General features: G+C 66.4%; 11 protein-coding genes. 6 read left to right on the plus strand and 5 right to left on the minus strand.

Annotation, left to right across the window (positions count from 1 at the left end; translation table 11 throughout):
- Positions 1–7: 7 nt before the first annotated feature.
- The 3 genes from B4F19_RS12755 to B4F19_RS12765 form a co-directional block, all read right to left on the minus strand.
- Positions 8–586, minus strand: coding sequence for a ComEA family DNA-binding protein (locus B4F19_RS12755; protein WP_292735479.1), 579 nt, complete (start codon positions 584–586; stop codon positions 8–10).
- A 93-nt stretch (positions 587–679) separates the two neighbouring features.
- Positions 680–3,250: a leucine--tRNA ligase gene (leuS, locus tag B4F19_RS12760; RefSeq protein ID WP_292735482.1), complete on the minus strand. Its 2,571-nt coding sequence runs from the start codon at positions 3,248–3,250 to the stop codon at positions 680–682.
- 80 nt (positions 3,251–3,330) lie between these two features.
- Entirely contained in the window at positions 3,331–4,653 is a 1,323-nt protein-coding gene (locus tag B4F19_RS12765; RefSeq protein ID WP_292735485.1) for an anthranilate synthase component I family protein, read from the minus strand.
- Between the two features lie 42 nt (positions 4,654–4,695).
- Here B4F19_RS12765 and B4F19_RS12770 point away from each other — a divergent pair, with 42 nt between their 5' ends.
- The 3 genes from B4F19_RS12770 to B4F19_RS12780 are packed head-to-tail and all read left to right on the plus strand — an operon-like array spanning position 4,696 to position 7,174.
- Complete coding sequence (locus tag B4F19_RS12770) at positions 4,696–5,397, plus strand: DedA family protein (RefSeq protein WP_292726925.1); 702 nt, start codon at positions 4,696–4,698, stop codon at positions 5,395–5,397.
- Positions 5,398–5,401: 4 nt separating this feature from the next.
- Positions 5,402–6,439, plus strand: a complete 1,038-nt coding sequence (locus B4F19_RS12775) for an App1 family protein (RefSeq protein WP_292726927.1) — start codon at positions 5,402–5,404, stop codon at positions 6,437–6,439.
- A gap of 9 nt (positions 6,440–6,448) precedes the next feature.
- Positions 6,449–7,174, plus strand: a complete 726-nt coding sequence (locus tag B4F19_RS12780) for an SOS response-associated peptidase (protein ID WP_292726929.1) — start codon at positions 6,449–6,451, stop codon at positions 7,172–7,174.
- Between the two features lie 9 nt (positions 7,175–7,183).
- Here the strand turns inward: B4F19_RS12780 and B4F19_RS12785 are convergent, their stop codons facing one another.
- A complete protein-coding gene (locus tag B4F19_RS12785) occupies positions 7,184–8,461 on the minus strand; it encodes a glycoside hydrolase family 3 N-terminal domain-containing protein (protein WP_292735488.1) in 1,278 nt (425 codons plus the stop codon).
- Between the two features lie 42 nt (positions 8,462–8,503).
- Between B4F19_RS12785 and B4F19_RS12790 the strand changes: the two genes are divergently transcribed.
- From B4F19_RS12790 to B4F19_RS15935, 3 genes are all read left to right on the plus strand, one after another.
- On the plus strand, positions 8,504–9,796 hold the full coding sequence (locus B4F19_RS12790; protein ID WP_292735491.1) for a M15 family metallopeptidase: 1,293 nt from the start codon (positions 8,504–8,506) through the stop codon (positions 9,794–9,796).
- Between the two features lie 63 nt (positions 9,797–9,859).
- Positions 9,860–10,546 (plus strand): hypothetical protein, encoded by a 687-nt coding sequence (locus B4F19_RS12795; RefSeq protein WP_292735494.1) that lies wholly within the window; start codon positions 9,860–9,862, stop codon positions 10,544–10,546.
- Between the two features lie 99 nt (positions 10,547–10,645).
- A complete protein-coding gene (locus B4F19_RS15935) occupies positions 10,646–10,999 on the plus strand; it encodes a transposase-like zinc-binding domain-containing protein (RefSeq protein WP_422662294.1) in 354 nt (117 codons plus the stop codon).
- Positions 11,000–11,017: 18 nt separating this feature from the next.
- Here the strand turns inward: B4F19_RS15935 and B4F19_RS12800 are convergent.
- On the minus strand, positions 11,018–11,872 hold an 855-nt coding region (locus B4F19_RS12800; RefSeq protein ID WP_292735497.1), incomplete at its 5' end, for an IS256 family transposase.

Genomic DNA, 11,872 nt, shown 5'->3' on the forward strand with positions numbered 1-11,872 from the left:
GGCCCGCTCACACCGTGACGAGATCACGAAGGGACTCGAGCATCTTGGGTCCGATCCCAGAGACCGACAACAGATCATCGACGCTCGCGAACCGCCCGTTCGCCTCCCGCCACTCGATGATCCGTCCGGCAATGGCTGGCCCCACGCCCGGGAGCGTGTCGAGCGCTCCTTCATCCGCGCTGTTCAGGTTCACCCGGCCGTCGGCCGTGACACCGGCAGGTCCAGCTGCCGGTGCCTCCCCCACGCGCGGCACGATCACCTGCTCCCCATCCGATACGGGGCGCGCAAGATTGACCCCGGTAGCCTCGGCATCCTCGGCGAGTCCTCCTGCCGCAGCCACCGCATCGACGACCCTCGCATCGGCGTGCAGAACGTACAGCCCTGGAGCGTTCACAGCTCCCGAGACGTGGACATAGAGCGAGGTGGACGCCGTGGCCACCGTCACCGGCGCTGGGGCCAATGACTGAGCGGATCCGGCACCCCGAACGATCCCCACGATCACCGCGATCGCAAGACCGCCAAGGGCGAGGATGACGACAGCACCGACGCCCCAGCGACGTCGCTCCTCGCGCGCAAGCCCACCCACATCGCGACGCTATGGCGATGACTCAGTCACCGAGCGACGGGGGGACCGAAGCGGTGCAGAAGCTCTCGCAGACCTCCCGTGGGGAGGAAGGCGTCAGCTCGTGCTGAAGCTGACGACCTTCGGAGCGCGAACGATGGCCCGTGTGATGTCGCGTCCGGCGAGCGAGCGGAGCACCCGTTCGTCGGCGCGAGCGAGAGCCTCCAGGTCGGCGCCGTCGATCTTGGCAGAGACCTCGAGCGTCGCACGTACCTTGCCGTCGATCTGCACGACCGCCGTGACCGTGTCTTCGACCAGCAGCGTCGGATCGGCCTGACGCCACCCGACGAGCCCGACGAACGGCTCGTAGCCGAGCGCTTCCCACATCTCTTCAGCGGTGTGCGGGGCGAACAGGTCGAGGATCATCGCCACAGCCTCGGCTGCTTCCCGCACCGCCGGGTCTGCGGGGCCCGCACCGGTGTCGATGGTTCTGCGGATCGCGTTGACCAGCTCCATCAGCCGCGCAACGACGACATTGAACTTCGTCTGCTCGACGAGGCCCGGAGCCTCCGCCCAGAGGCGGTGGGTGATTCGGCGCAACGCGACATCACCCTCCGCCCAGACGACATCCGGCTCGCTCGTGACCTCTTGCGCGATGCGCCACGCGCGAGAGAGGAACTTCTGCGCACCCGTCGTGGAGACATCGGCCCAGTCTTTGTCGTCCTCGACGGGGCCCGCGAAGGCAAGAGCCACGCGCAGCGCATCGGCACCGTGCGTCGCGAGCTCCTCGTGGAAGAGCACGAGGTTGCCCTTGCTCTTGGACATCTTGGAGCCGCCGAGAATCACCATGCCCTGATTGATCAGGCTCGAGAACGGCTCGGTGAAGTCGACGAGTCCCATGTCGAACAGGACCTTGGTGATGAAGCGCGCGTACAGCAGGTGCAGGATGGCGTGCTCCACACCCCCGATGTAGAAGTCCACCGGCGCCCAGCGCTGCGCCTCTGCGGGGTCGAAAGCAACCGAGTCGTTGCCCGGTGACAGGAAGCGCAGGAAGTACCACGAGCTGTCGACGAACGTGTCCATCGTGTCGGGGTCGCGAAGGGCTGGATCACCGGTCTCAGGGTCGGTGGTAGCCATCCACTCGGAAGCGCCCCCGAGCGGGGACGTACCCTTGGGCGCCAGGTCGAGGCCGTGAGCGTCGGGGAGCCTGACGGGCAGCTCGTCCTCGGGGACCGGGACGATACGACCGTCCTCGGTGTGCACCATCGGGATCGGCGTACCCCAGAAGCGCTGGCGAGAGATGAGCCAGTCGCGGAGGCGATACGACTTCGAGGCGCGCCCCGTGCCCGCAGTCTCAAGAATCTCGGTGATCCGCGCGATGGCGTTCCGCTTGCTCAGGCCATCCAGCGACCCGGAGTTGATCAGACGTCCTTCACCGCTGAGCGCCACCCCCGTCTTCGCGGGATCGATGGACTCGATGTCATCGGCATCCTCCGAGAGCGGACCGTCCTCCCCGATGACCGGGATGGCACCCGTGGCGGGTGCGGTCGTGTCCACAACAACGCGGATGGGTAGGCCGAACTCCCGTGCAAAGTCGAGGTCGCGCTGATCGTGCGCCGGCACGGCCATCACCGCGCCGTGGCCGTAGTCGGCCAGCACGTAGTCGGCGGCCCAGATCGGCAGGCGCTCGCCGTTGATCGGGTTGACGGCGTAGCGGTCCAAGAAAACCCCGGTCTTGGGGCGATCAGTGTTCTGACGCTCGATCTCGGTCTGCTTCTGCACGGTCTCGAGGTAGTCCCGGAAGGCGCTCTGCACATCCGGCGTCGACCCGGATGCCAACTCTGCAGCCAGATCGCTGTCGGGTGCGACCACCATGAACGTTGCGCCGTACAGCGTGTCGGGGCGCGTGGAAAAGACCGTGACCTTCTCGTCGCGACCCTCGATCTCGAAGTCGATGTCGGCGCCCACTGAACGGCCGATCCAGTTGCGCTGCATCTGGATGACCTTGTGGGGCCAGAAGCCCTCAAGCTGGTTCAGGTCGTCGAGCAGACGATCGGCGTAATCAGTGATGCGGAAGTACCACTGCGTGAGCTTCTTCTTGATGACCTCGGCGCCGCATCGCTCGCAGTGGCCATCCACGACCTGCTCGTTCGCCAGCACCGTCTGGTCGACCGGGCACCAGTTGACCGGGCTCTCTTTGCGGTAGGCCAGACCGCGCTCGAAGAGCCGCTGGAACAGCCACTGGTTCCACTGGTAGTACTCAGGGTCGCTGGTGTGCAGCACCCGGTTCCAGTCGAATGAGACCCCGTAGGAACGGAAGCCTGCCTTCTGCTGGTCGATGTTCGCGTACGTCCACTCGCGCGGGTCAGCGCCACGTTTGATCGCGGCGTTCTCGGCCGGCAGACCGAACGAGTCCCACCCGATGGGGTTGAGCACGTTGTAGCCGCGGTGCCGCCAGCTGCGGGCGACGATGTCGGAGTAGAGGTAGTTCTCGGCGTGGCCCATGTGCAGGTCACCCGACGGATACGGGAACATCGCGAGCACGTACTTGCGCGGGCGCGTGTCGTCGGCTCCACCAGCGCGGAACGGGTCGGCCGCCGCCCAGCGCTCCTGCCACTTGGCCTGGACCGCCTGCGGGTCATACCCGCCTTCGGGACCGTGGGCGGCAACGGTGTCGGTAGGGGCCATTTGACTCACGTAACGGGTACCAATCGGGATGCAGGGAAGACACGCGAAAGCGCAGCATCCAGGCTACCGGATGCCTGGAATCACGCGTCCGGGGCGACCATCGTCCAACCGGACGGCACGGATGCGCCAAGAGCCGCCAGCGGTCCGCGGGCTTTCACGACGACCTCCGCAACCTCGGACGGCGGATGCGACAGCCAGGTGATACCGCCGCCGGCTCCGACGTACGCGCGGCCGTTCTCAACGACGATTGAGCGAATGACCATTGCCAGATCCAGATCCCCCTGGAGTGAGACCCATCCGAAGCATCCGGCGAAGATGCCACGCGGCGCGCCCTCCAGCCGCTGCAGGATGGACATCGCCGAGAGCTTCGGCGCGCCGGTCATACTGCCGGCAGGAAATGTCGCGCCCAGGAGTTCGCCCACCTCCAGGCCCGGAAACAGGTTGCCGGCAACCGTGCTCACGAGCTGATGTACTGCCGGGTAGGACTCGACATCGAAGAGCCGCTCGACAGTCACGCTTCCGATCTCACAGATGCGCGAGAGGTCGTTGCGCATCAGATCGACGATCATGACGTTCTCCGCGCGCTCTTTGACGTCGGTGCGCAGGTCTTCGGCGAGTTCGGCATCGATCACGGAGTCGGCAGAGCGGGGACGGGTGCCCTTGATCGGGTGAGTGCGCACCCGGCCGCGGTCGACGTCGAGGAACTGCTCGGGACTCGCGCTCAGCAGCGCGCGGTCGGCGATCCGCACGAAACCGCCATGGTGAGCGCTGACGCCCCGTCGAAGGCGTCGGTAGGCTGCCACCGCATCGACGGCACCTTCCACCTCGAATCGCGTCGTGAGACACAGCTGGTACGCGTTTCCCTGGCGGATCTGCTCGCGGCACTGCTCAATCAGAGCCGCGTACGTGGCCGCGTCGTGCCGCGAGGACGCGACGACCGGCGTCGGCTCCCCGACAGCACCCGGATGCGGCAGTGCAGCGAGTTCGGTGGCGAGTTCTCGAGCGTCGCCTCCCGCGAATACCGTCGCGCGGGACGTCGCGTGGTCGAACTCGACGACAGCGCGCACCCGCATCCATCGGGTCTCGTCATCCGAGTCCGAGAGAGTCGGCGCGCCGGCTCGCCGGGCCCCGCCGTCGTACGCGAACCATCCGACCCATCCGCCCGGCCTCGGACCGCGCTCATCCGAGCGCGAATCGTCTTCGGCAACACTTCCCCGCACGACCACCTGTTCGACGACGGTTGAGGCGACTGACTCACCGATACCGACCCAACTCCGCGCTGAGGTCGCACCGGGTCCGGCATCCAACCAGAACGCATTCTCGAAGCGATCAGCCCATCCACAGAAGACTCGCTCTGGGTCGAGCCATGCCGCTAACGGAACGATCGACTGCGGCGTGGTCACGCCTCACAGGCTAAACGCTGTCGGCGGCTCTACGCTTCAAGAATGAACGAGTGGCTCACATGGCTGCTGGATACGGTGCAGGCAGTCGATCCGGTAGTGCGCACACTCGTGGCTGGCCTTGCGATCATGCTCGAGACCAGCGTCTTGGTCGGACTTGTCGTTCCGGGCGACACGATCGTGATCATTGCTGGGACCGCCGTCGCCGGCCCGTGGGAGGGTGTCGCGCTCGGCGTCGCCGTCGTGATCGGCGCCCTCATCGGCGAGAGCATCGGATTCTGGCTCGGGCGCTTCCTCGGTCCGCGCATCCGATATTCCCGCCTCGGCGCCCGCATCGGCGAGCGTGCGTGGATCCGAGCCGAGCTGTATGTCAATCGACGCGGCGGGATCGCGATCTTCCTCAGTAGGTTCCTCCCGGTGTTGCATTCTCTCGTTCCACTCACGGTCGGAATGACCGGGTACCCCTACCGGCGGTTCCTCGCGTGGACAGCGCCGGCATGCATCCTGTGGGCGACGATCTACGTGTCGGTCTCGTCGGCCGCGGCGGGAACCTACCGCGACCTCGCCGACAGTGCCCACTACGCCGGGTACATCTTCGTCGGAGCGATCGCGCTGTTCATCCTGGCCATCTACCTGGGCAAGAAGGTGCTGCATCGCATCGAGCGGCGGCACATGGATGCGGATGACGAGAGCAGTCCCGTCGGCGACGCCACACGGAACCCGGCTGCCGATGGCATGACAGACTGAACGGGTGCCCGGACCGGAGGAAACCCCCGCGCCCCCCAAGATCCTGTGGCTCGCACGGCTTGAGCGACGATTCCACACCTGGCGGGAGCGACGTGCCCGCGCGCGCGGCCACAAGCCGACGGTGACCCCGTTCGCGGGGTACGGCGGCGATGGCTGGATCCGGGTTCTCGGACGAGTACTGATCGTTCCGCCGCGTAAACCGCGCGGCGGCGGCGAGTATGCCTCGGTTCGAGGTTGGCGCAGCTTTCTGGCGGTTCCGGTCGGCTTCGCCAGCGTGCAGATAACCGTCGCAGGCAAGACTCACACCGTGGCAGCAGACCGGGGCGGCGTCGTGGATGTCGTTCTCGACGCCACGCTTCCGCCGGGCTGGCAGACGTTCACGATGACGGTCGAAGACAGCGCTCCCGTTGAATCACGGGTATTCGTCGTCGCACCGGACGCGCGCTTCGGCATCATCTCGGATGTCGACGACACCGTGATGGTCACAGCACTGCCGCGTCCACTTCTTGCGGCATGGAACTCCTTCGTCGTCGACGAACACGCCAGACAGCCGGTTCCGGGCATGGCGGTGCTGCTCGAGCGGCTTGCGCGCGAGAACCCCGGCTCTCCCGTCGTGTACCTGTCGACGGGGGCATGGAACGTCGCGCCGACGCTGGTGCGATTCATGCGACGCCACCTCTTCCCGCCAGGAGCGCTGCTGCTCACGGACTGGGGCCCCACCCATGACCGATGGTTCCGAAGCGGACGAGCCCACAAGGAGCACAGTCTGCAGCGCCTCGCCGAGGAGTTCCCCGACATCCGCTGGTTGCTCGTGGGCGACGACGGGCAGCACGACGATGCGATCTACACGGCTTTCGCGAGCGAGAACCCGGGCCACGTGGCAGCAGTCGCGATCCGCCGCCTCTCCCCCGCCGAAGCCGTGCTCGCTGGCGGCCGAACCGCGGTGAACGACCACTCGGCTGCCGAAGTACCGTGGGTTACGGCATCCGACGGTGCGGGCCTGCTCGATCGCCTCCAGGACGCTGGGGTATCCCCCGCGTAGGCTTGCCGCATGTGCGGACGGTTCGTGGTTGCAAGCGTTGGAACCGAACTCGTCGGGATGCTGCGGGTCGACCTCGTCGGCGATAACCTGCCCGGACCGTCCTTCAACGTCGCTCCCACCGACAAGGCTGCCGTCGTGCTCGATTCGGCGAAGTCCGAACCCCCGGTTCGGCGGCTGGAAGCTGCGCGCTGGGGCCTCGTTCCCGGCTGGGCGAAGGACCTCTCGATCGGGGCGCGGGCGTTCAATGCTCGCTCCGAGGAGCTCGAAGATAAGCCGATGTTCCGCGCTGCCCTCGAGAAGCGACGCGCGATCGTCCCCGTGACCGGCTACTACGAGTGGCATCGCACTGACGCCGGAAAGACCCCGTACTTCATCCACCCCGCCGACGGCGCCCCGCTGCTGTTCGCCGGGCTCTACGAATGGTGGAAGGACCCGTCAAAGGCCGAAGACGCAGACGACCGGTGGGTGCTCTCGTTCACGATCCTCACCCGCGCCTCCGCCGGTGGACTCGGCTCGCTCCACGCCAGGATGCCCGTCTTCATGGGTCCCGATCACGCCGATGCCTGGCTCGATCCCACTGTCGACTATCCGCGAGACATCTTGGATGCCGCAGTCGATGCTGCAGCCACGGTGGCAGACACGCTGGAGGCGTATCCCGTCAGCGCCGACGTCGGCAACGTCCGGAACAACTCCCCCGCGCTGATCGAACCCGTTCCCGGGCCTCCGCTGCCCTGACGACGGGGATCACGACACGGGCGCGCACGACGAGCAGGGCACAAGCCCGCGACCGGCACCCGCCGCCTGCAGTCGCATCGTCATCACCCGCACGGCGGCTTCGTCCAGCCGCGCCGCGGGAAGTGCACCGGATTCCACCGCCGCGACGATTCCCGCCGTCAGCTGTGCGGCGGTCTGCGCGTCGGTTCCGAGCACCGAGAGCAACATGTCGTTCCCCGCGGCCAGCGCGGCTACCGCGTTGGCGACGGGATCCTGGTACTCGCGCAGGCCCGACGCCTCGAGCATCCCCAGGTCATCCGTGATGGCGACGCCATCGAAGCCGAGTTCTTCGCGCGCGATGCGGTGCCATTCGCTCGACAGGGTCGCGGGCTTCTCGTCGACCGATGTGTACGCGAGGTGCCCGAACATGAGTAACGGGGCGCCGGCGTCGATGCCTGCCGCGAAGGGAACGGCGTCCGTCTGACGCCACTGGTCATATGTCTTTGTCGTCGACGGGATGCCGCGGTGCGAATCTCCGGGGGCTGCGCCGTGGCCCGGGAAGTGCTTGAGGGTCGACAGCGACTCAGGTTCCTCGCCGACCACTGCAGCACCAACATGTGAGGCGCCACTTTCGGGCGTTGTCCCGAGCGCTCGGCGGTAGATGAACATGCTGGTGTCGTCGGTGATGTCGGCGACGATGCCGAAGTTGACCGAGATTCCCGCGCGCTGCACGAGTGCGCCGCGCCCGGCGAACGCGAGTTCCGTAGCCTCTGGCGGCTCATTCTTGAGCGTGATCGACGACGGGAAGTCGTCCCACGGCAGGCGCGACACATCCCCACCTTCCTGATCGATTCCCAGTAACGGTGGAACCGCCGGGTCTACCGTGAGCGCCGCGGTGATCCCTCGTAATTGGTCTTCGGAGCCCGGGATGTTCGCACCCATGAGGATGAAGCCGCCGACGCCGGTAGTCGACATGTAGTCGCGAAGCACGCCGGGGTCGGTCGTCGAGATGTGCCCCATGATCACGCTCGCGGCGCGCTCGCTGAGACTCATCGCCGCAACGGCCGCTGTGGCTCGGGCGGTGACGCCCTCGGCTGTACCGGGGACGACGACAACCTCGCCTGCCGGCGCTTGCGCGGCCACGGATGGCGAGCTCGACGCATCTGCCGCGGACGCGAGGCCGAGACCGCCGAGCACGAAGCAGGCCACAGCTGCCGTCGCGATACCCGTGCGTGCCACAGGCGCGAGCGTGCCCGTGGATTCTCCGCGGCGTACCCCGCGGAATCGATGGCGACGTGCCGAACTCACGTGTTCACGGTACCCGCTCTCACGCGCACTACCCTTGTCTTCATGGGGGCAAGCCGCAAAGACCGAGCGATCGCGCGCCGGACGTTCCTCGGCTTCGCGGCAGTGTTCACGACGGCTGGCGTCGTCGGGACGATCACGACCGACAACGCCAAGGCCCGCGCTGCATTCGATGACGCGCTCGCCGAGTGGGTGGCCTCCGCAGATGCGGTAGACGAATCGTCCGCCGCGTTCAGCGCTGCCCAGACAGAAGCCATCGCTGCGGCAGCTGAAGCATCGACGGTCATCGAGGTCACGAACGCCGAGATGCTGCAGGATTCGGCGACGCTCGACACGCTGCGAGCATCGTTGGATGCACTGGTCGCAGCGGGGCTGCTGACCATCGCCGCGCCGGGTGAGGTGACGGCTACGACAACGGCACCCGACCCGCGCTCGACGCCAGACGTACCCGACGGCCGAGAGGCTCAGCTCGCGCAGGCGCAATCGCTCACCGACGACGCGGCCCACCTGTCCGAGACCGCCGAGACATCCGAGCGGTCGACCTCGGAGCTGGAAGCCGCCACCACTGCGGCGTTGGCCGACATCGACGCCGTCGTCGCGTCGGCAGCAGCTCACGGCGCAGCGGTCGAGGTGCCGAGTCTTGCCTCGCAGGAGACCAAGGATGCGTACGCTGCCGCGGTCGCCGCGCTCGGCGACCCGGCGGCTGGTAGCGCGTCGCAGCGGATCGGGGCGTACCAGCAATCATGGACCGCGGTCCAAGACTCGCAAGCCGCAGCTGAGGCTGCGCAGGCGCGGGGCAACAGTGGCGGCGGGGACGACGGCGTTCAGCCCACGTACATCAACGGCATCCTGATCGTCAACAAGACCTATCGCCTCCCCAGCTGGTACGGGAACGGGCTCACCGGCGACACGCTCGCCGCGTTCGAGCGGATGCGGGCGGAAGCGGCATCCGTGGGCCACAACCTCTGGATCGCGAGCGGGTTCCGCTCGTACGCGACGCAGGTCAAGGTCTACAACAGCTATGCGTCCCGCGACGGTTCGGCTGCCGCTGACCGCTATTCGGCGCGGCCCGGGCACAGCGAGCACCAGTCGGGCCTCGCGTTCGATCTGAACACCATCACGGAAGCGTTCGGCTACACACCCGAGGGTCAATGGGTCGCCGCCAACGCGCACCGATTCGGTTTCATCGTGCGCTATCCGCAGGGCAAAGAGGGCGTGACCGGATACATCTGGGAGCCCTGGCACCTGCGCTACCTCGGCGTCGACACCGCGACGGCGGTGTACAACAGCGGGCTGTCGCTCGAGGAGTATTTGGGCATTACCTCGGTCTACAGCTGAGCGCGTTTCGCCACCCCACCCGCCTATTCTGAGCGGCCTCCCAGAGGCAGTACGATCTCGCTCATGCCCGACTCTCCCGATGCGATCCCGGCACCCCGCCGATCGTTTCTCGACGATCTGCAACTGCTGATCGTCATCCTCCTCGGCGTCGTTTCGGTAGCGACTGCGTACGTTTCTTTCCAAGCGGCGTTGTACGGCGGCCAACAAGCCGCCGCGTACTCGCGTGGCGGTGCAGCCCAGACCGAGGCCGAGTCGCTCTACCTCGAAGCCAACCAGCAGTACGTGCAGGATGCCGAGACCCTGACACGCCTCTTCGAGTATCAGATCGAGATGGGCAGCGCAGACCCGAACCTCGCTGCCACGGCATCGGAGAAGTACGACCAGCTGTACTTCACGAGCGTCTCAGACGACCTGGACGCCGCGATCACGTGGGCCCAGGCCGAGAACGAGGCAGACCCAACGACCTACACCGACCCGCAGGGTTCGGAGGACTACCTTGAAGCGCTCTTCGGAGGATGGTCGGAGACGGATGCCGAGGCTGAAACTCTGCTCGCTCGAGGCGACGAAGCCAATCAGTACAGCGATCGATTGACGTTGAACACGGTCCTGATGGCGATCTCGCTGTTCCTCCTCGGTATTGCCGCGGTGATCCAAAACCGCCGCGCCCAGTGGGTCCTCATCGGCGTGAGCAGCGGCATCTTCCTGCTCGGCCTCGGACTGACGGTGATCATCCCCATCACCTGGTTCTAGAGAAGGTGGGTTATAGGCCAAAAAGAGTGGATGAGGTCTCGATCTAGCCGCGTGATTACGTGGTGAATCGGGGATTGGTATGGTCTGCGAGGCTTACTCGTGGGCCTTCCGTCGAACTCGACCACCTGTCTGGTATGCGGCACGAAGCTCGTCAAGAACGGACGGCACCCGTCGGGGACGCAACGGTGGCGGTGCCCGTTATGCGGGGCGTCGTCGGTCCGGCGCCGCCCGGACCTCACCGCCCGTGAACAGCTGCGCCGGTTCGTGACCTGGCTGGTTGGGACGAACACGCAGGCCGAGACCGACGGGACCGCCTCAGGACGCTCCTTCCGCCGTCACAGCGCGTGGTGCTGGGATCTGACCCCACGGCTGGGGCCGGTCGAAACGATCTACCACGCTGTGCTGGTCGACGGGATCTGGATCGGCACCGGGCTTGTCAAGTTGTCTGTGTAAGCGGTTCGGTGTTGGTGGTTAGAGGTAGGGGGTGATGCGGTCGGGGTAGGCGAGTGCGAGTTGTTCGAGGGCTTGTTTCCAGTTCGTCGTGGTGTTGCCCTCGATGAGCCGGCCGGAGGCTTTCCTCTGATTCGCGGGGCGTCCGCGTTCCTTCTCGCGTTCTCGGGCGCGTTTGTCCTCGATGTCGCAGATCGCCAGCCAGAGCAGCTTGACCGCGGCGGCGTCGTTCGGGAAGTGCCCCCGCGATTTCGTGACTTTCCGCAGTTGATAGTTCAGCGACTCGATCGCGTTGGTGGTATAGATCACGCGGCGCAGCTCGGGCGGGAACGCCAGAAACGGTGTGAATCGGTCCCAGGCGTCCTGGAACGTCTTCACCGCCGAGGGGTAGCGTCGGCCGACGTCGGAGTCATTGAATGCCTCGAGCGCTTCCAGGGCGGCGTCGTCGTTCACCGCGGTGTAGATGGGTTTCAGCGCGGCCGCGACGGCTTTGCGGTCTTTGTAGCTCACGAACCGCATCGCTGCGCGGATCAGGTGGACCACGCAGGTCTGCACGGTCGCTTGCGGCCAGGTCGCCGCGACGGCCTCGGGGAATCCGGTGAGCCCGTCGGTGCAGACGATGAGCACGTCACGGACGCCGCGGTTGGCAAGCTCCGCGCAAACCGATGCCCAGAACTTCGATCCCTCGGTGGCCTGAACCCAGATCCCGAGGACGTGCTTGATCCCGTCCATGTCGACGCCCACGGCGATATGCGCGGCCTTGTTGCGCACGTGCCCGCCATCACGGATCTTCACGATGATCGCGTCGAGATAGATCACCGGATACAACGCCTCCAGCGGGCGGGTCTGCCACTGAGTATTTGGAGTCGTGAGCGC

The sequence above is a fragment of the Microbacterium sp. UBA1097 genome, from assembly GCF_002313585.1.
Lineage (GTDB): Bacteria > Actinomycetota > Actinomycetes > Actinomycetales > Microbacteriaceae > Microbacterium.